Below are 20,692 nucleotides of genomic sequence, written 5' to 3' on the forward strand. Positions count from 1 at the left end.
CCGCGGTGTCAGCGCGGACGGCGATCGTTGCCGCCATGACGACTTCAGCGAGCACATTCTTCCGGCGGGCGGGGATCACCGCGGTGGCGGCCGCGCTACTGGCCGGGGCCATCCCGGGAGCGGCCGCCGCGGACAGCGGACGGGATCGCCCGGATCTGCGGGCGATGGTCCAGGAGATCGCCGCCTCCGGTTTCGCCGGGGCGCAGCTACGGGTGCACGACGCGCGAGGTGACTGGACCGGCAGCGCGGGGGTGCGCGAGCTGGGCTCGGCCGCCAAGCCGCCGACGAACGGGCGGTTCCGGATCGGCAGCAACACCAAGACCTTCGTGTCCACCGTCGTCCTGCAGCTGGTGGGGGAGGGCAAGGTGGGCCTGGACGCGCCGGTGGCAGGCTACCTGCCCGAGTTCGCCTTCGACCGGCGGATCACGGTGCGGATGCTGTTGCAGCACACCAGCGGTCTGGTGGACTACACCGGCGCGATCCGGCCGGACGGCACCGTCGTACCGGGAATCCCCTTGGTGGGCAAGGAATTCCTGGACAACCGCTACCACACGTACCGGCCGGAGGAGCTGGTGCGGTTCGGGCTGTCCAAGACGCCGCTGTTCGAGCCGGGAACGGACTGGACCTACACGAACATCAACTACGTCCTGGCCGGGCTGGTGATCGAGAAGGTCGCCGGCCGCCCCTACGGCGACGAGCTCCAGCGCCGGATCCTGCGGCCGCTCGGACTGCGGGACACCGTCGTACCTGGCACGTGGCCGGGGATCCCCGGGCCGCACGCGCACGGCTACTACCGCTACGAGGAGAAGCCCGGGCAGTGGAAGACGGTCGACATCACGAACCAGAACCCCTCATGGGCGTCCAGCGCCGGTGAACTGATCTCGACCACCAAGGACCTCCACACGTTCTTTTCCGCGCTGCTGGGCGGAAAGCTGCTGCCCGCCCCGCTGCTCGCCGAGATGCGCAAACCGCACCCCAAGGGCGGCTACGGCCTCGGCTTGTACGTCCAGGAAGCGAGCTGCGGCACCGTCCTCAAGGGGATGGGCGGGTTCCACGGCTACGGGACGCTGATGGCCGGCACCCCGGACGGCAGCAGGACCTTCGAACTGTCCATGACTTACGGGGACTCCGCGGCCGACCTGGGGCAGGCCTACTACAAGGCGGATCAGCTGCTCACCGACAAGGTGCTCTGCGGCAAGTAGGTCAGAGTCGCAGGAAACCCATGTCCGGGAAGTGGGCCGGCGCGATGATCGCGCCGGTCTCTTCCGCTTCGGCGAGGAAACGCTGCCGCGTGCGGAGCGCGAGATCCGGGTCGACGTCGCCGAGGAAGCTCACCCGCGTGTCCGTCAGCTGGGCGGGCGTGTGCAGGACGTCGCCGAGCAACAGCAGGCGCTCGTCGTCCGCGGTGATGTCGAGGACGTAGTGGCCGGGCGTGTGACCGGGGGCATGCCGCGCCACGATCCCGGGCGCGATCTCGACGTCGTCGCCGCTGATCGCCTCGGTCAGCCCCGCGGCGCGGGCGGTCTCCATGCCGACACGGCTCCATTCGGCCGTCCCGGCGGGCGCGATGAGGGCGTCCCAGTCCAGTTGCCCGAAGACGACCTGAGCACCAGGGAAGGTCAGGTCGCCCTCGGGGGCGATCCAGCCGATGTGGTCGTTGTGCAGGTGGGTGAGGAAGACGGTGTCGATCTCGTCGATGGGGCAGCCCGCCTTGTCCAGCGCGGCCGCGAGGTCGCCGCCTGTGCCCATCGGCGGGGTGGGGTCGCCCTTGGCGGGCGTCATCCCCGGCGGGAACGCGAATTCGCGCGGGCCGAGGCCGGTGTCGACGAGGATCGTGCGGCCGTTGCCGCGGATCAGGTACGCGCCGGTCGGCACGTGCACGGTGCCGTCCTCGTCGAAGACATCCGGGTGGGCTTCGGGGTCGAGACCCGGGAAGAACGCGAGCGGCAACCTGATCAGGCCGTCCCCGAGCGCTTCGATCTCGATGTCTCCGACGGTGATGCCCACCAAAACCCCCAAAAAGTCGATTTCCGTTGCCGGGAACGACAACCCGGTGGGGGCCGGGTCTGTTCCCGGTTTCAGAGACCGACCGGTTCCCGCAGCTCAGCGGTGGCGAAACCGGCGATGCCTTCGGCGAAACCGGTTCGCGCGGTGAAGCCGAGCAGCCGTTCGGCGCGGGCGGGATCGGCGACGACGTGCCGGACGTCGGCGGGACGGGCGCCGCCGGCGACCTTCGGAGCCGGTCCGTCGCAGGCCTTCGCGAGTTCTTCGGCGAGTTCGCCGACGGAGTGCGGTTGCCCGGAACAGATGTTCAGCGGCGTCAGGTCACCTTCGGGGCCGTCGGTGCGTAGCGCCAGGACGTTCGCCCTGGCCACGTCGTGGACGTGCACGAAGTCGCGCTGCTGCGCGCCGTCCTCCAGCACGATCGGCGCCTCGCCGCGTAAGAGGGAGGACCGGAACAGCGACGCGACGCCCGCGTACGGGGTGTTCTGCGGCATCCGGGGCCCGTAGACGTTGTGATAGCGCATCGCCCAGACCGTCCCGCCGGTTTGCCGGGCCCACGCCGCCGCCAGATGTTCCTGCGCGAGCTTGGTGGCCGCGTAGGTGCTTCGCGGCCGAAGTGGCGCGTCCTCAGGGACGAGCCGCCACTCGAGTTCCGCGCCGCACGTCGCGCACGTGGGCTCGAAGCGTCCGGCGTCCACATCGGACTGTTTCCGCGGCGACGGCGGGACGATCCCGTGGCTGGCGCATTCGTACCGGCCTTCGCCGTAGACAACCATCGACGAGGCGAGCACCAGTTTCCGGACCCCGGCCCGGTGCATCCCGGCCAGCAGCACGGCCGTCCCGTAGTCGTTGTTCAGCGCGTACGACGGCGCGTCGGACGGATCGACGCCGTGCCCGACGACGGCAGCCTGGTGACAGACCGCCTCGACACCGTCCAGCGACTCGGCGACCAGCGCCGCGTCGGTGACGTCGCCACGCAGGAACCGGTGGCGGCCGGTGTACCCGGGCGGACGCGAAGAACCGTGGGCGGTGCGCAGGAGGGTGTCGAGGACGACGACCTCGTGACCTTGATCGGACAGCAGATCGGCGATGTGGGAGCCGATGAATCCGGCCCCGCCGGTTACCAGTGTTCGCACCTTCCCGACGCTAGGGGCGATCCGCGACGGCGGCGCCGGATCTCCGGCTCACGTCAGGGAATCGTCACAAGTCGTGGCCCGCGGCACCACGGGAGCGAAGATCAGCCGAAACCGGATACGGTGTGCCTATGGAACGGAGCGCACAACGGCTGGGCCGCGCACTGGTGGTCATCGTGGACGACAGGGTCGCCCACGGCGAACACGAGGACAACACGGGACCGCTGGTCACAGAGCTGCTCGAAGAGGCCGGGTTCATCGTCGACGGTGTCGTGGTGGTCGAGGCCGAGACGGCCGCGATCCGCAACGCGCTCAACACCGCGGTGATCGGCGGCGCCGACCTGGTGATCACCGTCGGCGGCACCGGGGTCTCCCCGCGCGACCGCACGCCGGACGCGACGGCCGGTGTGCTCGACCGCCCGATCCCGGGCATCGGTGAGGCACTGCGCGCCTCCGGTCTCGCCGCCGGCGCGGTGGACGCGGGCATCTCCCGCGGGCTCGTCGGCGTCTCCGGCAGCACGCTGGTGGTCAACCTGGCCGGTTCACGCGCGGCCGTCCGCGACGGCATGGCGACGCTCTCGTCGCTGGTGCCGTACGTGATCGACGAGCTGTCCGGTCTCGAAGAGGCCTAGTTCTTGGGAGCGGGTCCGGGCTCTGTCCCGGGCTCGCCCTTTTTGTCCTGGTGCAACACCCCTTCCACCTTCTCGGTGACGTGGCCGATCTTGTCCTCGAACCGGCCGCCGGTGACCTTGTTCGCCCCGGCCGACGCCGCCGAGACACCCTTGGCCGCGACGTCGCCGGCCTTCTCGGCCAGCGGCCCGGCCTTCTCGCGGACTTCGCCCGCGACCTCTTCCGCTTTGTGGATGGCCTGCGCGGCCAGCCCCTTCGCTTTGTCGACAATGCTCATGCGCTGATGGTCCCACCGGGCGGCGTACCCCGCGACCGGTGCGAAAATGGACGTCATGCCAGGTGAAGACGAAGACAAGCGCCCCGCCGCGGCGGCCTCTCGCGCGGAGAAACAGCGCCGGGTCGACGAGATCTTCGGCGACGTCCTGCCGGACACGACCTCCGACGAGCGAGAGCCGGGGCAGCGTTCCCCGGACTCCGACTCGTGGTTCCTGGAGAACCGGCCGCCTCATCACGACCGGTGATCCGGATCAGCTCGCGCGGTTCTGCTGCGCGCGCAGCAGGTCGCGGATCTCGGTGAGCAGTTCGACGTCGGTCGGCTCCGAAGGGCCCGCCTCTTCACCGCGCTTGCGCCGCTCCTGGACGTGCTTGACCGGCAGCACGATCACGAAGTAGACGACGGCGGCCACGATCACGAAGTTGATCGCCGCGTTGATCACGCCGCCGAAGTCCATGAACGTCGAGTCGTTCGCGCTGAGGATGTTGAACCCCAGCCCCTTGGCGGCGTCCGAACCGCCGATGGCGTTGATCAGCGGTTTGATCAGGCCGTTCGTGAAGGCCGTGACGATCGCTGTGAACGCGGCGCCGATGACCACCGCGACCGCCAGGTCGACGACGTTCCCGCGCATCAGGAAGTCCTTGAAACCCTTGATCAAGACGCTCTCCTCTTCACCTGGGACGGTTCGCCGACCGTCCCTTCTCCATACCGGGGGGACGCAGGCGCCCGCCTCCACAGGGCAGGGCGCGAGCTAGCGGAGGGTAACCGCTATGGACCGTTCCAGCGAAGTGGCCGCGACCCGTGTCGCGATCGCGGCGGGCAGGGAAAGCAGCACCAAAGGTCCCTTGCTCCCGGCACCGGAGGTCTTCGGATCATGGTCGCCCTGCTCGCCGACCGCCGCCACGACAGCCATGCTGGCCAGCACAGACGCCTCCCGCCCGGCTTCGGCGGCCGCGACGACGTCGACCCGCTGACCCGGCCTGAGCAGTTCCGCGACCCCGGCGTCGGCGAGCCTCACCGGGACAGTCGAACTCTCGGGATCACCCGATCCGGGGATGGCCGCGTCCACCAGGCGGACGTCCGTCAGCGGCTCACCCGCCCGTGCCGCACCGATGATCATCCGCCCCTCCGCCGAGTCGGACCGGCCAAGGGCGCCCTGTGGACGGACGTCGTCCGGGAGGTCGACGAGCTTGAGGTCCCCGGCGCGCAGCACCGTCCCGGCCGGGAGGTCACGCGCGGAAACCACGGTCGCGGTGCCGGGCGTCCCGCGGGCGGAAGCGGGCAGGAACAGCGTGACCAGGCCGCTGAGCAGCAGGGACAGGGCGAGCCAGCGGCGGAGCAGCCGCGCGGGCCTGCCGTGGAGTCTTCGCAGGACAGGCAGATGGTGGAGCACGGGATTCCCCCTCGTCGATCGGTGATGATCTCGACGCTAGGGGCCGGTGCGGTGCCCTGGAAAGAACGAAAACCCCCGGCTGTGGATAACCGGGGGCCTGTGGACAACTCGGGAGGTCAGGAAGCGGCGGCGGCCGTTTTCGTCGTACCCGTGGAGGAGGATGCCGCGCTCTTGGTCTCCGACTTCGACTCGGTCTTCGGCTCCGACTTGGTCTCGGTCTTGGCCGGGGCCGTGGTCGTGTTGGCCTTCGAGTCGCGTGAATCATTGCGGTAGAAACCGCTGCCCTTGAAGACCACACCGACCGAGCTGAAGACCTTGCGAAGCGGCCCCGAGCACTGCGGGCACACGGTCAAGCTCGCGTCGGAGAACGACTGCACGGCCTCGAAAGCGTGGTCGCATTCCTTGCAGGCGTATTGGTAGGTGGGCACTGCTGCTCCTTCGTGCACTGGCACTCAGCCGACAAGAGTGCTAACACAACACGGTACCGGGGCATTCCGGCGCAGGTCAAACAAGGTTTCCCAACGTCACATCCCCGCCTGGTCAGCGATCTGTACCGCGCGGTGAACGGTGTCTACGATCATGGCCGTGACGTGGACCGACCGCGTGGACCGGTGGACGCGGACACACCCGACGGTTCTGGACGCCCTTATCGCCGTGACCATCGCGGCACTGCTGGGACCGCCTTCGCTCGAGATCCTCCTGGTGGCCGACTCCCCGGCCTGGGCGCTGTGGGTGGCGGGCCTCTGCGGGTTCACGGTGCTCGCCGCCGTCGCGCTGCGGAGGATCGCCACTCGAGCCGCGTTCATCTCCGCCGGACTCGCGATGGCGGTGACCGTCGCGCTGCCGAACACGGTGGTCCGGCCCGCGCCACTGGGGCTGGTGAGTGCGAGCGACAGCATGGAGATCCCGCTGTTCTTCCTCCCGACGTCGGCGGCGTACCTGGTGCTTCTGTACGCCGTCGCCGCGCGACGGCCGCTGCGCGAAAGCCTGCTCGCCCTCGGGATCAGCGTGCTCGGAGCGTTGCTGTGCACGGCTCGGACGGCGACGGCCTACGGCGCGCTCCCCACGGGGTGGCTCACGCTGCTGCTGGCCGTTCTCGCGCTGGTCGCGGCGGTGGCTGGCACCTGGGCCGTCGGCCGTTTCCGGTTCGACCGGCGGCGACGCCTCGCCGACGAGGCCGCGGAAACCGCCGAGCGTGCCGCGGCCGGCGAACGTCAGCGCATCGCCCGCGACATGCACGACATCGTCGCCCATTCACTGGCGGTCATCGTGCGCCAGGCCGAAGGCGGCTCCGCCATCGCCTCCAAGTCGCCGGATCGCGCGGCACAGGCGCTTTCCGTCATCGCCGGGACCGCCCGCGAGGCGCTGGCCGACATGCGGAACACGTTGCGGGTGTTGCGGGAGACCGAGTCGCGGCCTTCGCTCGCCGGAATCCCGGCCTTGGTGGAGCGTGTCCGCGCGACGGGCGTCGATGTCCGGCTGACCGACCAGGGCGGGCTCGACGTGCTGACGGCGAGCGCGGCCATGGCGGCGTTCCGGCTCGTCCAGGAAGGCTTGACCAACAGCGTCAAACACGCGGGCCCGCATACGGTTGTCACGGTCACGATCACGCACACCCCGAGCGCGTCGGTGTTCGTCGTGGAGGACGACGGCGCCGGTGCCGGCGAGCGGCCGTCTCTCCCCGGCACGGGCGCCGGCCTGAACGGTGTCCGGGAACGCGTGCGAGCCGCGGGCGGTACGTTCGAGGCCGGTCCCGTCGACGGCGGTTTCAGGGTGCGCGCGGAGTTCCGCGTCGGCGAACAAGGAGCTTCGAGATGACGATCGACGTCGCACTGGTCGACGACCAGGAACTGGTCCGGACCGGCTTGGCCATGGTCGTCGACGCGACCGACGACATCCGGATCGTCGTCCAGGCCGCAGACGGGGTCGAGGCGGTCGCGAAGCTCGCCGAGACACGGGTCGACGTCGTACTGATGGACGTCCAGATGCCGCGTATGGACGGAGTAGAGGCCACCGGAGTGGTCGCTGCCCGCGAGAACGCGCCCAAAGTGATCCTGCTGACGACGTTCGACCTCGACGAGTACGCCATCGCCGGCCTGCGCGCCGGTGCGAGCGGGTTCCTGCTCAAGGACGCGTCGGCCGACGAAGTGCTGCACGCCATCCGCGCCGTCCATGCCGGCGATGCCGTGATCGCGCGCTCCACGACCCGTCGCATGCTGGACCAGCTCGCGGTCGCACGTGAGACTTCTCCGTTGCTGAACCGGCTCACCGGGCGCGAACGCGACGTGTTGCTGGAGATCGCGCAGGGGTACTCCAACGCCGAGACCGCGAAGCGGCTCTTCCTCTCCGAAGCCACGGTGAAAACGCACGTCGGTCACGTCCTCGCGAAGCTCGGGGTCCGTGACCGGGTGCAGGCGGTGATCTTCGCGTACGAGAACGGACTCGTGCGTCCGGGCTGAGCCGATCTCATCATTTCGGTGGAGGTGCCGGCGACCTCAGGCCGAGGATTCCGGTCGCGCAGGCGAGCAGCCTGATGCGCATGACGACAATCGACAAGACGACCGAAACGACCACCACCCGCGTCCGGTGGCGCGACCCTGCCACCTGGGGCGGGATTCTCGCCCTGGGCGGTGGCCTCTTCCACACCGTGGTCGCCGCTACGATGCGGCAGGAAGTCTGGGCGCGGATCTTCGACGAAGGTTTCTTCAACACGGTCACGCTGGACCCTTCGCCCGACCGGCTCCCCATGGCCGAGGCGTTCTGGCTCAGCCCGGGGAGTTTCGGGGTGCCGTTGCTGCTGCTCGGCGCTTTCGTGGTCCGGTCGACCCGGCGCGGCGAACGCGTGCCCGGTTGGCTGGGTGGTGGCGTTGTCGCCTGGGCGGTCCTGCTCGGACTGCTGGGTGGTTTCGACGCCGGAACGATCGTCCTGCTGCTCATCGGCGCTCTGTTCCTGGCCGGTGCCTGGTTCAAGAAGGATCCCTCACGGCCGCGGTCGTGAAAGCATGAGCGAATGAAGCCCCGCGGCAAAGAAGAGTTTCGCGGTCTGCTGGCCGACGTCGCCGCCCGCGTGGCGGGCTACCGCGAAAGCGTCGCCGACGGCCCGGTCTTCCCGCACGACACGACGGGTGTCCGGGAAAAGCTCGGCGACCTGCCCGAGAATCCGGTCCCGCCCGCCGACGTGATCCGGCGGCTGGCCGACGCCGTCGAGCCGGCGCTGGTGGCGAACACCGGGCCGCGGTACTTCGGGTTCGTCACCGGGGGAGCGCTCGAAGCGGCGACGGCGGCCGACATGCTGGCGACCGGTTGGGACCAGCCCGCGTTCAACAAGGTCACGTCGCCTGCCGCCGCGATCGTCGAGGAAGTGGCGGGCGAATGGCTCAAAGACGTTCTCGCCCTCCCGTCCGGTGCCTCGTTCGGATTCGTGACCGGCGGGCAGGGCGCGAACACGGTCTGCCTGGCCGCCGCCCGGCATCACGTGCTGGCGCGGGCCGGATGGGACGTCGAACGCAGTGGATTGCACGGGGCGCCGCCGCTGCGGGTCATCGCCAGTGAAGAGCGGCACGCGACGATCGACCGGTCCCTCCGCTTGCTCGGTTTGGGCACCGACGTCGTCAAGCCGGTGCGCGCGGACGGCCAAGGCGCCATCGACGTCGCCGATCTCGAGAAGGCGCTCGACGGGCCCGCAATCGTTTGCCTCCAGGCCGGGAACGTGAACACCGGCGCTTTCGACGATTTCGCCGCCGCGACGGAGATCGCCCACCGGCACGGAGCCTGGGTGCACGTCGACGGCGCTTTCGGGCTCTGGGCGGCCGCCGCTCCCTCGCTCAGGAAGTTGACCGCGGGATTGGAAACGGCCGACTCGTGGGCGGTCGACGGGCACAAGTGGCTCAACGTCCCCTACGACAGCGGTTACGCCTTCTGCGCCCATCCCGAGTCGCACAGGGCCGCGATGGCGCTCACCGCCGCGTACCTGACCGGCCAGGGAGACGGCGGGGTGCGAGCGCCGAGCGACTTCGTGCCGGAGTCCTCCCGCCGGGCACGAGGGTTCGCCACGTGGGCGGCGCTCAGCGAGCTGGGCCGCGCCGGGATCGCCGAGATGGTCGAACGATGCTGCGCGCTGGCCAGAAGGTTCGCCGAGAAACTCGAAGCGAGCGAAGGCATCACCGTCGTGAACGACGTGGTGCTGAACCAGGTCCTCGTCAGCTTCGGCGACGAAACGGACAGGATCGTCGAAGCCGTCCAGCGTTCCGGCGAGTGCTGGATGGGCGCGACCGCCTGGCACGGGATGCGCCTGATGCGCATCTCCGTGTCCAACTGGAGCACCACGGAAGCCGACGTCGACCGCGCTGTCGCCGCGATCCAAGCGGCAAGGAAGAGTGAAAAGCATGGCTGACACGACACCGCAGGCGATCGACGTGACGTTCACCGCCGAGGTCATCCCCGACTCGAACAGCGGCTGGCCGTGCGTGAACATGCCGGACTCCTCGGAGTTCTTCGGTACCGGCAAGGCCGTCAAGGTCAGCGGCACCGTGGACGGCCACGACTACGAGGTGAGCATGCTGCCCATCGGTGGCGGAGTGCACATGATGCCGCTGCGCAAGCCGTTCCGGAAGATCATCCAGAAGGAGATCGGCGACCGGGTCACCGTGCATCTGACCAAGCGGATCTCCTAGCCGAGGACCGATCAGGAATCGAGAAGCGCGGCGAACCGGTCTCACCTAGCGTGACCGTCATGGACATCGCCATTCACGGGAGCTTCCTCCCGCAGACCGACCCCGAAGCCGCGCTGGCGTTCTACCGCGACACCCTCGGCTTCGAGGTGCGCAACGACGTCGGCTACGACGGCATGCGCTGGATCACCGTCGGCCCGCCGGGGCAGCCCGTGTCGATCGTGCTGCACCCGCCGGCCGTCGACCCGGGTATCACCGAGGACGAGCGTCGTGTCATCGGCGAGATGATGGCCAAGGGCACCTACGCGAGCATCCTGTTCTCCTCCGACGACCTCGACGGTCTCTTCAAAAATCTCCAGGAGGCGGGCGCCGAGGTCATCCAGGAACCCACCGACCAGCCGTACGGCCTGCGTGACGGCGCAGTCCGCGACCCGTCCGGGAACTTGATCCGTATCCAGCAGCGCGTTTGATGTCACCGGGTGCGGGCGCGGACGTGGACCCGTTCGCCCTGTTCGCCGAACAGGCTGAGCACCTCGACCCGCCCGCGGCCGGTGGCGCCGAACCAATGCGGCGTCCGGCAGTCGAACTCGGCGGCCTCGCCGGGACCGAGCACGACGTCCTGGTCGCCGAGTACGAGCCGGAGCCTTCCCCGCAGCACGTAAAGCCATTCGCGGCCGCCGTGCGTTCGTGGTCGGGGCTCGTCGTCGCCCGGCGGGATCGTCATCTTGTAGGCACGGGGCCCGTTCTCATGCCGCGTGAGCGGGATGAGGACACGGCCGTCGGAGGGCGGTTCGAGCACTCTTGGTGACGAGACGATCTCGTCGACGCGCAGGCCCAGCGCGGCGATCACCGGCAGCAGCAGTTCGAGACTCGGCTTGCGCTGTCCGGATTCGAGCCGGGACAGGGTGCTGGTGGAGATGCCGGTGGCGCGGCTGAGTTCCATCAGCGTCGTGCCCTTCTTCTCCCGGGCGCGGCGCAGCCGGGGCGCGATCGATTCGATCGCCGCGGTGACAGTGGGGTCGCTCTCCATTTCGCCAGCACACCAGGTCGTCCCGGTTCCGGCAAAGTTCTTTGCCGAAACAGCCAGAAGCGGCCGATGCTGGCGCCATGATCGAGACCAAGCGCCTCCCCCTCGGGGTCTATCTCCTTGCTTTCAGCCTGTTCGCGATGGGGAGCGCCGAGTTCCTGATGGCCGGGGTCCTGCCCTCGGCCGCCGCGGATCTCGGCGTCTCCCTGTCGTCCGCGGGCGCGCTCATCACCGCGTTCGCCCTCGGCGTCGTGCTGGGTGGCCCGCCGTTCGCCGTGCTGAGCCTGAAGTGGCCGCGGAGAACGGCATTGATGACCACGCAGGCCGTCTTCGCCGCTGCCATCGCGACCGGCCTGCTCGCCGACGACTACTGGATCCTGCTGGTCACCAGGTTCGTCGCCGGTCTCGCCTACGCCGGCTTCTTCGCCGTCGCGGCCGTGACGGCGATCAGCCTGGTGACTCCCGGCCGCAACGCCCGCGCCTCCGGCGTCGTCGTCGCCGGACTCAGCGTCGCCATGGTGGCCGGGGGACCGGCGGGCACCCTGCTGAGCAACCTCACCGACTGGACCGGTGGCTTTTGGGGCGTCGTGCTGCTCACCGTGCTGGGCGTGGTCGCGTGCGCCGTCGGCCTGCCCGTCACCGCGTCCGCCGCACCGAGCCTTGCGGGGGAACTGCTCGCCATGCGGACGCCACGCCTGTGGGGCATCTACGCGATCACGATCCTGAGCACCGCCGCGTACATGGTGTCCTTCAACTACCTGGCGGCGATGCTGGCGGACGTCCTTCCTGCGGTCTGGATCCCCGCGGTCCTCGCGCTGTTCGGGATCGGCGCCTTCGCCGGGCTGTCTCTCGGCGGCCGGATCTCCGACAAGCGCCCGCACGACGCCCTGCTCGGCGGCGCCGTCGGCATCGCGGTCTTCTCGGCGCTGCTCGCCCTCTTCGCCTCCTCCGCCTGGGTTGTCGTACCTACGGTGTTCCTGCTGGGAGTCGCGGCCTTCGTGCTCAACCCGGCGCTCTACGGGCGGGTGTTCACCATCGCCTCTTCCGCCCCGACTCTCGCCGGCGCGACCACGGTCTCGGCTTTCCAGCTGGGCATCAGCCTCACTCCGGCCTTCGCCGCCGGGGCTCTGAACCTGGGAGCTTCGCTGGCCGCCATCCCGTGGATCGGCGCCGCACTGGCGCTGGCCACGATCCCGCTGGTGCTTCGCGATCGCTCGCATGACCGCATGCTCACTTGCTAGCATGCGAGCATGACCCAGGTCGCCAAACGGCAATTCAACGTCTATCTGCCGAACGACCTCATCAAGCGGGTGAAGCACGCGTCCGTCGACGCCGACGAATCGCTTTCGTCGTTCGTCGAACGGGTGCTGGAGGAGTACCTGCGGACCAGTGAGGAACGCGCACGATGAAGGTTATGCCGATCCGGTACAGCTCGGACGTCGAGGCGATGACGCGGTTTTACGAGGTACTCGGCCTGCGGGTCGGGCCGGTGTCGCGCCCCGGCGGCTGGGTCGAGATGCCCGCTGAGGGCGGGATGCTGGCCATTCACCGGTCGACCGGCGACGACGTGGGCCGATGCGAACTGGCCTTCGAAGTCGACGAACCCCTGGAAGACGTCGCGGAGCGCCTGCGGGCCGCCGGATTCGAGCCGGGTCCGCCGATGGACGAAGGCTTCGGGCATTCGATGCGCGTCCAGGATCCCGACGGTGTCTGGGTGCAGCTCAACCGGTACGACCGAGACCTCTACACGTGATCGGAACCCGGCGCGCGAGTCCGCTGTTCCTCGCGGTCGGCATCGTCGCACTCGAGTTCGCGGCGGCCGTCACCGGATTCGTCGCCTCCACCCTGCTGCCCGTCGTCGCCGGCGATCTCGACGCGAGGAGTGACCTCGGGCTCCTGATCGCCGGCTCGACGCTGGGACTCTTCGTCGCACTTCCCCTGGCGAGCCGGGTTCTCGCCCGCCTGGGCCCGCGCGGCACTCTCGCCATCGGGATGATCGCCTATCTCGGCGGGCTCTTCCTGGCCGCGATGTCGCGGACAGCGTGGATGTTCGCCCTCGGCCAGTTCTCCGCCGGGCTCGCCAGCGGCCTGCTGGCGATCTTCGGTGTCAGCTCGGCGATCCGGCATCTCGATGACCGGCTGCGGATCCGCGTGATCGCGGCGTCCTCGGCGATGTGGATCGTGCCCGCCCTGGCAGGCCCCGCGGCGACCCTGGGCTTGGAACGGCTCGTCGGCTGGCGGTGGACCCTGTTGCTGCCGGTGCCGTTCGTCCTTTTCGGACGGTTGCTGGTCGTACGCGCCGCCCGCGACGACACACGCGACGACGCGCCCCGGCCCTTGCTGCGGACGTTGTCGGTGCCGCTCGGAGCGGCACTTGTCGTGTTCAGCAACGGCTTCTGGCCGCTCGCGCTCGCCGGGGCGGCGATCACCGTCGCCGGGATGATCGCGATCCTGCCTCCCGGCACCGCGCGACTGCGGCCCGGAACCCCGGCCGCGCTCGGCGCGATGGTGCTGTTCGCGATCGGGTATTTCGGCGCGGACAGCCTGATCACCGTGCTTCTGACGAGCGAGCTCCAGGTGAGCCTCGGCCAGGCGGCGATCGTCCTGAGCGCCGCCCCGCTCGGCTGGGCGGTGACCAGCCTGGTGGCCGCGAAGTTCCCCTCGGCGCGCTTTCCCGTCGTGGGCTTGAGCCTGACGGCCCTCGGCACTGCTGTCGTCGCCTTTGGCGGTTCGTTCGCCGTAGCACTCATCGCCTGGACCGTCGCCGGAATCGGCATCGGATTGGCCTATCCGGGCCTGTACCTCAGAGCCACGACCGCGGGCGCGAGCGATTTCACCGCCGCGGAACTGGCGACCGCCGTCATCAGCGCGGAATGCGTCGGGCAGTTGCTGGGGCGGGCCGTCGGTGGCACCTTGAGCTCTTCGGGCACTGGGCTGCTTGCTTCGTACGCGCTTTTCGCGGCCGCTTTGGCGGCGGCCGCGTTCGCAGCGAGGTGAACTATCCCGCTTCGGTGTTACTCAGAGGGATTCCCGCGCGAAGCGGTACCGACCGGTAATCCGGGGGCGTGCTGTCGAGTCGACGCGTCCCTCGGAGGCTGGTGCTCGTGCATACGCCTGACAGCTGGGAGGAGCCAGGGAAGTGCCTGCATCGCCAAGTGAAGGCGCCGACCGACATCATGTCCCTGATCGACATCGCCGCAGCTGCGTTGAAGCTGCGGCTGTGGAGCGTCGGGGGAGGGACAAGGAGAAGGCAGACACCTGGCTGGACAGCGGGCTCGTGTTCACGTCCGAGCAGGGCACGCTGATCGAGCCGCGCAACTTTTCTCCGGTCGTGGGCGACGTGATGGAGGAAGGCGGGCGTCCGGTACATCAGTGTGCATGGCGGCGCCGTTCCTGCGGGTCGCTGCTGGTGGATCTCGACGTGCACCCTCGAGTCGCGATGCGCATTCTCCGGCACGCTCAGTTCGCGGTCACGATGGAGATCTACACGGAGATTTCGTCAGATCAGCTTGCCATGATCCGCTGCAGTACTTCGCGGCTGTACGGGTAGCAAAATGGTCCTTCCTATAACCCTGGGAAGGGTCTTTGACCTGCTGTGGGCCTTAGGGTTGCTTACTCGAGAAAAAGATCAAGTCAGAGTCCTGGAAGAGCTCCGCGAGAAGCTTCCCAGCCTCGATACGCCCGAGCCGTCGTCGATCAAACGCGACCGTCCCCGCCGCGTCCGGCAACTCCGTGCCGATCAAGTCGAGCAGCTGATCGCCGGCTACCGGTCCGGCGAGACGGTGTACGGGCTTGGTGACTGGTTCGGCATCGAACGGCGAACACTGCCGAGGCCCTTCATCAGTTTGCCGTAGTGCGCCACCCGAATGCCATTCGGCCGACCCGGTTTGTGTATTTGTCCTATTTGGAAATAAATGTTCGTAGATCGCATCGGGTAACATGTCTGATACGTCCTGCGACTCCTGATGGGCATCCACGACGACGTGGGCACCTGTATTGTTCGGGAGGGACTTAGCGATGCGCCAACGATCTCGAAGATTTATCCGTGCGGTCAACGTTCTAGCGCTGACCGCAGCGCTTGTGGTGACGCAGCTGCCCGGTATCGCTGCGGCTGCGCCGGTCGCGGGAAAGAACGTCCTCTATACGACGGACGCCGATTTCGACAACGGGGTACTGCAGGACGTCAATCACGACGCGCCCAACAACAACCAGTTGCAGCTCAACAGGTCGACGGTGTTCTTCCCGTACGTCAATGTCGCGGCTTCGGCCAGGGGAACGATGGTCCGCATCGACGTCAACACCGGCGCGATCGTCGGGGAATGGACATCGGCGCCCAGTGGTCGCGGGCACAACCCGTCCCGCACGACGGTCGACAAATTCGGCAATACCTGGTTGTCGAACCGCGAGGAAAGTGCCGGCGGAAAAGGCTCCGTGACCAGGATCGGCGTGATTCAGGGCGGCACGCGCAGCAATGCCGACGGCACGCCGAATCCGGTCGGTGACTATCTCAAGGGCCCATTCGGGTACAACACCTGTGACGACCGGGACCAGGACGGCTTGTACGCCACCACCCGTGGTCTCGGCGACATCCGGCCATGGACCAACGCCGGTGGTGTCAACGACAATGGTGGCGTCAGCACGGCGGCCGATGAATGCATTATCAACTACACCCGTGTCACCGGCACGAACACCAGGACGGTCGCCGTCGACGCCAACAACGACCTGTGGACCGGCGGAGCCGACAACGATCACGAAAAGCTGATGGGAACGTCCGGGGATCCCGTGGCGGGTTCCCAGATCAACTTCGGCTGCGGCGGGTACGGCGGACTGATCGACAAGGCGGGCACGCTGTGGTCCGCGCGCTTCGGCAACAACCTGCTGCGCTACGAACCGGGAACCGGCGCCGGTTCCTGTCTCGGCACCTCGCACGGTGACTACGGGCTCGGCATGGACCCGAACACCGGCGAGATCTGGCACTCCACCGTTGACCGATCCGCAGTGGTCAAGATGTCGCCGGCGGGCACCGTGCTCGGTACTTTCCCGCACGGCAACCAGTACGCACAGGGTGTCGCCGCGGACAGGGCCGGGAACGTGTGGGTCGCGCATTCGATACTCGGGCCGCAGACCACGGTCGGGCATCTCCGCACCGACGGTACTTTCGTGGGCAATGTGGCGCTGCCCGGCGGTGCCGGTCCGACCGGAGTCGCGGTGGACAGCAACGGCAAGGTGTGGGTCACGAACCTCAACACCAACAACGCCCAGCGTATCGACCCGGCCGCCGGGCCGATCGGCGGTGGCGGGGTCCCGGTCGGCGCGGTCGACCTGACCGTCGACCTCGGTGCGGGCGCGGGTCCGTACAACTACAGCGACATGACCGGGTCCGTGCTCGGTGAGATCACCGCGCCGCAGGGCACCTGGTCCGCCGTCCAGGATGGCGGCGTCGCGGGCCAGACCTGGGGCAAGATCACCTGGAACACCGAGCCGCAGGGCAGTGTCCCGGCGGGAACCAGCATCACCGTCGAGGCGCGTACCTCGGACACCGAAGCAGGGCTGGCCGCCGAGCCGTTTGCGGCGGTCGGCAATGGCGCTCAGTTCACCATGACCGGGCGCTACATCGAGGCACGTGCGACGTTGAAGGCGAGTCCCAGCGGGGCCAGCCCGATCCTGTCCGACCTGCGGATCCGGACTTCGGATCGGACCGGCGTTTTCTCGTGCCAGGCAACGGTTCTCAACCTGGCCGGGTTGATTGTGACCAGGGCGAACCCGGCGGACGTGCCGTGTGCCGACGATCATCAGAACCTGGCGAACGTGAACCTGAACGCCGGTATCGTCGGTGTCCGGCTGAACGTGCTCGACGCCAGGACCGACCAGACACCCGATAGTCTCGCCGCATCGCCACCCGCTGCCGGTGACAACGCCTTCGCGGAGGCGAGAGTGGAGTCCTCGAAGGTCACCGCCGGCGCGGTCGTCCCGCTGGTGACGATCGAACTGGGCGTGATCAGATCCACGGCGACGGCGACCTGTGTCGTCGGACCGGGTGGGCTGGTGCCGTCGCTGGCCGGTTCGTCGAGCATCGCCAGCCTGAAGATCAACGGGCTTTCGGTGGCGGTGGGCAGTGCGCCACTGACGATCCCGCTGGTGGTCGGCTCGCTGCGGCTCAACAGCACCGTGACGACCGCGACAAGCGTTACCCAACAAGCGGTCGTGCTGGACACCCCGCTCACCGACGTGGTGATCGGTGAGGCCAAGGCCAATGTCGAAGCCACCGCGGGCCACCCCGGCGGAAACCCCTGTCGCGTGTGACCCCTGACTGACTCGTGCAGTGTTCCGGGCAGCTCTTAACCGCCCGGAACACTGCACGAGCTTTAGCCATCGTGAGGGCCGGCAGGCCGGGTTGGGGCACACAGTCACCAGCGGAGACGATCACGCAAGATCGACGCCGAACGTCAAGAAACCCCTCCGAACAGCTGAAACAGCCGATCTGAAGGGGTTCTGAGAGAGTGGAGCTGAGGGGAATCGAACCCCTGACCTTCTCGATGCGAACGAGACGCGCTACCAACTGCGCTACAGCCCCTGGTGAAACTTGCCCCTCATTTGGAGCTCCATGAGCCTATCAGTGGCTCATGGAGCCCCAAAATCCGGGGGTCACTCTCCGGCGGCCCGGCGGAAAGGCCTGGTCCCGGGCTCGTCGAGCTCGTGGAAGGCCGGATCCTCGTCGTCGAGGTCGACGACGACGGCTTGGCGCCGGAGGCGGGACATCGGGGACGGTTTGCGCTCCACGACGGCCGGGCGTTCGGCGGCGACGACCTCGACGTCCTCGTGGGACTCGTGGGGTTCGTCGTCGGCGGTCTCCGGGCGGCGCGGGGCGCGGGTGTTGTTGAAGCGGGCGAGGCGGCGCTGCCGGATCTCGTTTTCGATGCGGACCTGGCGGCGCAGGTACGCGAGGTAGCCGATGAGGCCCGCGTCGACGACACCGTTCGCCCACCAGACCGTCGGGGTCAGGAAGCCGGCGACGGCCGCGGTGGTGACGACCAGCACCAGGAGCGCGATGACGACCCGCTGCCGGAACGCGTATTTGGCGCGGGCGGCCATATCCGCCGCCTCCGGGTCGAATCCGCCCCGGCCCGGCCGGTAGCCGGCGCCTTGGCGTTCTCTTTCGGGACGGGCCGCGTGCGAGGGCTGGGGAAGCGGTTCGGCTTCCGGCTCCTCGTCTTCGAGGTCGGCGTCGAGCTCCGCCTCGAGTTCGGCCAGGTCGTCTTCTACCGATGGTTCCGTGTTCTCCGCCATCGCGAACTCCTCCGGTCCCTCGTGGCGTGTGCTCCCGCTCCGCACGACTCGCGCCGCCAAGGCCGAGTCCGTCGTCCGTGCGACCTGCTGGCGCTTGCGGGCGACCATGGGCACGAGAACGACGAGCCATGCCGCTGCGAGCGCGACGATGATCACCGAACTGGGCATCTCCCGTCACCTCCCCCGATCCACTGCTGTAGTCACGCTAGCCACAACAGTCACACACGCCGCGCAGACTCGCCGGTTTCGATCACGGAAAATGCATCACCAAATTAGGTGAATCTCACAGCTTGTGGTAACGCGGTCACCGGAACGACCCGGTGACGGGGTCAAACGCGCTCCGCGAGGCCCTTCGCGACGAGCCGCGACACCAGTCCGTCACCGGTTTCCTCCTTGGTGACGGCGTAGCAGAAGTGGTCGCGCCAGCCGCCCGCGACATCGAGATATCGCTCGAAAAGACCTTCTTGGCGATACCCTGCTTTGGCGAGAACCCGCAGGCTGGCGGTGTTTTCGGGGCGGACGGTGGCCTCGAGCCGGTGTAGCCCGCCGAAGTCGAAGACGTGGTCGGTGACGAGGGCTACGGCGCCGGTCGCGACGCCGCCGCGAACGATGTCCGATGACACCCAGTAGCCGATCCAGGCGGATCGGAGTGACGCCCGGATGACGTTACCCACAGTGATCTGCCCGGCGAAGCGTCCATCCACCGTGATGGTGAACGGGAGACATTGACCGCGCCGGGCCAGTCCGCGCAGAGCCAGCCATTGCGACGGCCACGACCAGTACGCGTTGCGGTCCGGCCACGGCCCGACACCGGTCGGTTCCCACATTTCGAGGTGGCCGCGATCCCGCAGCCGGACACGGCTCCACTCGCCGGCGTCCCGTAGCCGGATCGGCCGGACGGCGAGGATCCCGGCGGGCACCCGGAGCGGCCCCAGTTTCGCGGGCCAGCCAGGATGCCTGCTCTCGATCGGATAAGCGACGCCGGAAATCGGTGCGCCCATTACGCCCGCTGGGCCAGGAAGGTCACCTTGACCTGCTCGCCCGCGGCGACCTCGGTGAGGTCTTCGTCGATGTTGATCAGGCAGTTCGCCTCGGCCAGTGACGCCAGCAGATGGGCGCCGGAGGTGCCGAGCGGCTGCACCAGGTACTCGCCGTTGCCCTCGTCGCGCAGGAGTTGCCCGCGCAGGAAACCCTTGCGGCCCTTGGTCGAGGTGATCGGGGAGAGCAGCCGCGCGCCGACGATCCGGCGATGCGGGTTGCGGGTGCCGCGCGCGGCGCGGATCAGCGGGCGGACCAGGACCTCGAACACGACCAGCGCGCTCATCGGGTTGCCGGGGATCAGGAACGTCGGCACCGAATCGGGGCCGAGCCTGCCGAACCCCTGCACCGAACCGGGATGCATGGCGACGCGGGTCATGTCGATGTGGCCGAGGTCGGACAGCGCCGCGTGCACCTCGTCGCCCGCGCTTCCGCCGGCGCCGCCCGCGACGACGACGATCTCCGACATCAGCAGGCGGCCTTCGACGATCTCGCGCAGCCGTTTCGGATCGCCGGGGACGATGCCGACGCGGCTCACCTCGGCGCCCGCGTCGCGCGCGGCGGCGGACAGCGCGTAGGAGTTGACGTCGTAGACCTGCCCGACCGACGGGGTCCGGTCGATGTCGACCAGTTCGTCGCCGACCGACACGATCGAAACCCGCGGCCGCGGGTAGACCAGGACCTTCGCCCGGCCGACCGCGGCGAGCAGGCCGACCTGGGCCGAGCCGATGGTGTCGCCCTTGCGTACGGCGACGTCGCCGATCTGCACGTCCTCGCCGGTCCGGCGGACGTAGCCCGCGGACGGCACGGACTTGTGCACGGTGACCTTGGCCTGGTGACCGTCGGTGTAGGCGGTCGGGACGACGGCGTCGGCGAGCGTCGGCAGCGGCGCGCCGGTGTCGACCCGCACGGCCTGGCCCGGCTGTAGCCGCCGCGGCTGGCGGGAACCGGCCGCGATCTCGCCGACCACCGGCAGCTGCACCGGCTCTTGGCCCGCGGTGCGGACATCGACGCTTCGTACCGCGTAACCGTCGACGGCCGCCTGGTCGAAACCGGGCAGTGCGTGTTCGGCGACGACCTCTTCGGCGCACAGGAGGCCTTGGGCCTCGGAGATGGCGACCCGGACCGGACGCGGGCGTACCGCGGCGTCCAGGGTCAGCGCGATCTGATCCTCGACGGAACGGAACTGTCCCGCGTCTTCGGTCTCTGCCGCTTCGGCGATGGGCTCCGTCATGA

At 68.7% G+C, this 20,692-nt stretch carries 26 protein-coding genes and 1 tRNA gene; 16 read left to right on the plus strand and 11 right to left on the minus strand.

Going from position 1 to position 20,692, the window contains the following annotated elements:
• Positions 1-35: 35 nt before the first annotated feature.
• Positions 36-1,202, plus strand: coding sequence for a serine hydrolase (locus tag DMH03_RS09805; RefSeq protein WP_125791715.1), 1,167 nt, complete (start codon positions 36-38; stop codon positions 1,200-1,202).
• A gap of 1 nt (position 1,203) precedes the next feature.
• Here the strand turns inward: DMH03_RS09805 and DMH03_RS09810 are convergent, their stop codons facing one another.
• Positions 1,204-2,007 (minus strand): MBL fold metallo-hydrolase, encoded by an 804-nt coding sequence (locus DMH03_RS09810; protein WP_125791716.1) that lies wholly within the window; start codon positions 2,005-2,007, stop codon positions 1,204-1,206.
• A gap of 71 nt (positions 2,008-2,078) precedes the next feature.
• The gene (locus DMH03_RS09815) at positions 2,079-3,140 is read right to left on the minus strand and encodes an NAD-dependent epimerase/dehydratase family protein (RefSeq protein ID WP_125791717.1); all 1,062 of its coding nucleotides are present in this window, start codon (positions 3,138-3,140) and stop codon (positions 2,079-2,081) included.
• A gap of 128 nt (positions 3,141-3,268) precedes the next feature.
• On the opposite strand from DMH03_RS09815, the gene DMH03_RS09820 reads away from it, so the two are divergent.
• Positions 3,269-3,769, plus strand: coding sequence for a molybdenum cofactor biosynthesis protein B (locus DMH03_RS09820; protein ID WP_005155592.1), 501 nt, complete (start codon positions 3,269-3,271; stop codon positions 3,767-3,769).
• Here the strand turns inward: DMH03_RS09820 and DMH03_RS09825 are convergent.
• Positions 3,766-4,044, minus strand: coding sequence for a hypothetical protein (locus tag DMH03_RS09825; protein WP_073846255.1), 279 nt, complete (start codon positions 4,042-4,044; stop codon positions 3,766-3,768). The two genes, DMH03_RS09820 and DMH03_RS09825, sit on opposite strands and share 4 nt — an antisense overlap.
• A 55-nt stretch (positions 4,045-4,099) precedes the next feature.
• Here DMH03_RS09825 and DMH03_RS09830 point away from each other — a divergent pair, with 55 nt between their 5' ends.
• On the plus strand, positions 4,100-4,288 hold the full coding sequence (locus DMH03_RS09830; RefSeq protein ID WP_199748812.1) for a hypothetical protein: 189 nt from the start codon (positions 4,100-4,102) through the stop codon (positions 4,286-4,288).
• A gap of 6 nt (positions 4,289-4,294) precedes the next feature.
• Here DMH03_RS09830 and mscL read toward each other — a convergent pair whose 3' ends face one another.
• From mscL to DMH03_RS09845, 3 genes are all read right to left on the minus strand, one after another.
• The gene (gene mscL / locus DMH03_RS09835) at positions 4,295-4,699 is read right to left on the minus strand and encodes a large-conductance mechanosensitive channel protein MscL (protein WP_125791720.1); all 405 of its coding nucleotides are present in this window, start codon (positions 4,697-4,699) and stop codon (positions 4,295-4,297) included.
• A 93-nt stretch (positions 4,700-4,792) separates the two neighbouring features.
• Positions 4,793-5,434 (minus strand): SAF domain-containing protein, encoded by a 642-nt coding sequence (locus DMH03_RS09840; RefSeq protein ID WP_125791721.1) that lies wholly within the window; start codon positions 5,432-5,434, stop codon positions 4,793-4,795.
• Between the two features lie 116 nt (positions 5,435-5,550).
• Positions 5,551-5,862 carry an FmdB family zinc ribbon protein gene (locus DMH03_RS09845; protein ID WP_125791722.1) on the minus strand — a complete coding sequence of 104 codons (312 nt, stop codon included), beginning with the start codon at positions 5,860-5,862 and terminating at the stop codon, positions 5,551-5,553.
• A 157-nt stretch (positions 5,863-6,019) separates the two neighbouring features.
• Here DMH03_RS09845 and DMH03_RS09850 point away from each other — a divergent pair, with 157 nt between their 5' ends.
• The 6 genes from DMH03_RS09850 to DMH03_RS09875 all read left to right on the plus strand — a co-directional run bounded on the left by DMH03_RS09850 (position 6,020) and on the right by DMH03_RS09875 (position 10,574).
• Positions 6,020-7,252, plus strand: a complete 1,233-nt coding sequence (locus tag DMH03_RS09850; RefSeq protein WP_158633071.1) for a sensor histidine kinase — start codon at positions 6,020-6,022, stop codon at positions 7,250-7,252.
• Positions 7,249-7,893, plus strand: a complete 645-nt coding sequence (locus DMH03_RS09855; RefSeq protein WP_125791724.1) for a response regulator transcription factor — start codon at positions 7,249-7,251, stop codon at positions 7,891-7,893. The genes DMH03_RS09850 and DMH03_RS09855 overlap by 4 nt, the downstream gene beginning before the upstream one ends.
• An 80-nt stretch (positions 7,894-7,973) precedes the next feature.
• Positions 7,974-8,432, plus strand: coding sequence for a DUF6463 family protein (locus DMH03_RS09860; protein ID WP_125791725.1), 459 nt, complete (start codon positions 7,974-7,976; stop codon positions 8,430-8,432).
• Positions 8,433-8,444: 12 nt separating this feature from the next.
• Positions 8,445-9,827, plus strand: coding sequence for an aminotransferase class V-fold PLP-dependent enzyme (locus tag DMH03_RS09865; RefSeq protein WP_125791726.1), 1,383 nt, complete (start codon positions 8,445-8,447; stop codon positions 9,825-9,827).
• On the plus strand, positions 9,820-10,107 hold the full coding sequence (locus DMH03_RS09870; RefSeq protein ID WP_125791727.1) for a DUF1905 domain-containing protein: 288 nt from the start codon (positions 9,820-9,822) through the stop codon (positions 10,105-10,107). The genes DMH03_RS09865 and DMH03_RS09870 overlap by 8 nt, the downstream gene beginning before the upstream one ends.
• A 59-nt stretch (positions 10,108-10,166) precedes the next feature.
• Positions 10,167-10,574 (plus strand): VOC family protein, encoded by a 408-nt coding sequence (locus tag DMH03_RS09875; protein ID WP_125791728.1) that lies wholly within the window; start codon positions 10,167-10,169, stop codon positions 10,572-10,574.
• Between the two features lie 2 nt (positions 10,575-10,576).
• On the opposite strand, the gene DMH03_RS09880 is transcribed toward DMH03_RS09875, so the two are convergent.
• A complete protein-coding gene (locus DMH03_RS09880) occupies positions 10,577-11,134 on the minus strand; it encodes a helix-turn-helix domain-containing protein (protein WP_125791729.1) in 558 nt (185 codons plus the stop codon).
• A 77-nt stretch (positions 11,135-11,211) separates the two neighbouring features.
• On the opposite strand from DMH03_RS09880, the gene DMH03_RS09885 reads away from it, so the two are divergent.
• From DMH03_RS09885 to DMH03_RS09915, 7 genes are all read left to right on the plus strand, one after another.
• Positions 11,212-12,372 carry an MFS transporter gene (locus DMH03_RS09885; protein WP_125791730.1) on the plus strand — a complete coding sequence of 387 codons (1,161 nt, stop codon included), beginning with the start codon at positions 11,212-11,214 and terminating at the stop codon, positions 12,370-12,372.
• Between the two features lie 9 nt (positions 12,373-12,381).
• Entirely contained in the window at positions 12,382-12,540 is a 159-nt protein-coding gene (locus DMH03_RS09890; RefSeq protein ID WP_125782406.1) for a CopG family transcriptional regulator, read from the plus strand.
• Between the two features lie 5 nt (positions 12,541-12,545).
• Complete coding sequence (locus DMH03_RS09895; RefSeq protein WP_233611391.1) at positions 12,546-12,884, plus strand: VOC family protein; 339 nt, start codon at positions 12,546-12,548, stop codon at positions 12,882-12,884.
• Complete coding sequence (locus tag DMH03_RS09900; RefSeq protein WP_125791732.1) at positions 12,881-14,128, plus strand: MFS transporter; 1,248 nt, start codon at positions 12,881-12,883, stop codon at positions 14,126-14,128. Before DMH03_RS09895 ends, DMH03_RS09900 begins: the two co-directional genes overlap by 4 nt.
• Positions 14,129-14,351: 223 nt before the next feature.
• On the plus strand, positions 14,352-14,681 hold the full coding sequence (locus tag DMH03_RS09905) for a hypothetical protein (RefSeq protein WP_125791733.1): 330 nt from the start codon (positions 14,352-14,354) through the stop codon (positions 14,679-14,681).
• 4 nt (positions 14,682-14,685) lie between these two features.
• Positions 14,686-14,985: a hypothetical protein gene (locus DMH03_RS42510; RefSeq protein ID WP_233611392.1), complete on the plus strand. Its 300-nt coding sequence runs from the start codon at positions 14,686-14,688 to the stop codon at positions 14,983-14,985.
• Between the two features lie 229 nt (positions 14,986-15,214).
• Positions 15,215-17,434, plus strand: a complete 2,220-nt coding sequence (locus DMH03_RS09915) for a hypothetical protein (protein WP_199748814.1) — start codon at positions 15,215-15,217, stop codon at positions 17,432-17,434.
• 198 nt (positions 17,435-17,632) lie between these two features.
• Here DMH03_RS09915 and DMH03_RS09920 read toward each other — a convergent pair.
• From DMH03_RS09920 to glp, 4 genes are all read right to left on the minus strand, one after another.
• A tRNA-Ala gene (locus DMH03_RS09920) sits at positions 17,633-17,705 on the minus strand.
• A gap of 71 nt (positions 17,706-17,776) precedes the next feature.
• The gene (glpR, locus tag DMH03_RS09925) at positions 17,777-18,586 is read right to left on the minus strand and encodes a gephyrin-like molybdotransferase receptor GlpR (protein ID WP_125791734.1); all 810 of its coding nucleotides are present in this window, start codon (positions 18,584-18,586) and stop codon (positions 17,777-17,779) included.
• 161 nt (positions 18,587-18,747) lie between these two features.
• Positions 18,748-19,419 (minus strand): GNAT family N-acetyltransferase, encoded by a 672-nt coding sequence (locus DMH03_RS09930; protein WP_125791735.1) that lies wholly within the window; start codon positions 19,417-19,419, stop codon positions 18,748-18,750.
• Entirely contained in the window at positions 19,419-20,690 is a 1,272-nt protein-coding gene (gene glp / locus DMH03_RS09935) for a gephyrin-like molybdotransferase Glp (protein WP_005155621.1), read from the minus strand. Before glp ends, DMH03_RS09930 begins: the two co-directional genes overlap by 1 nt.
• Positions 20,691-20,692 lie beyond the last annotated feature (2 nt).

The sequence above is a fragment of the Amycolatopsis sp. WAC 01376 genome (assembly GCF_003947415.1).
Classification (GTDB): domain Bacteria; phylum Actinomycetota; class Actinomycetes; order Mycobacteriales; family Pseudonocardiaceae; genus Amycolatopsis.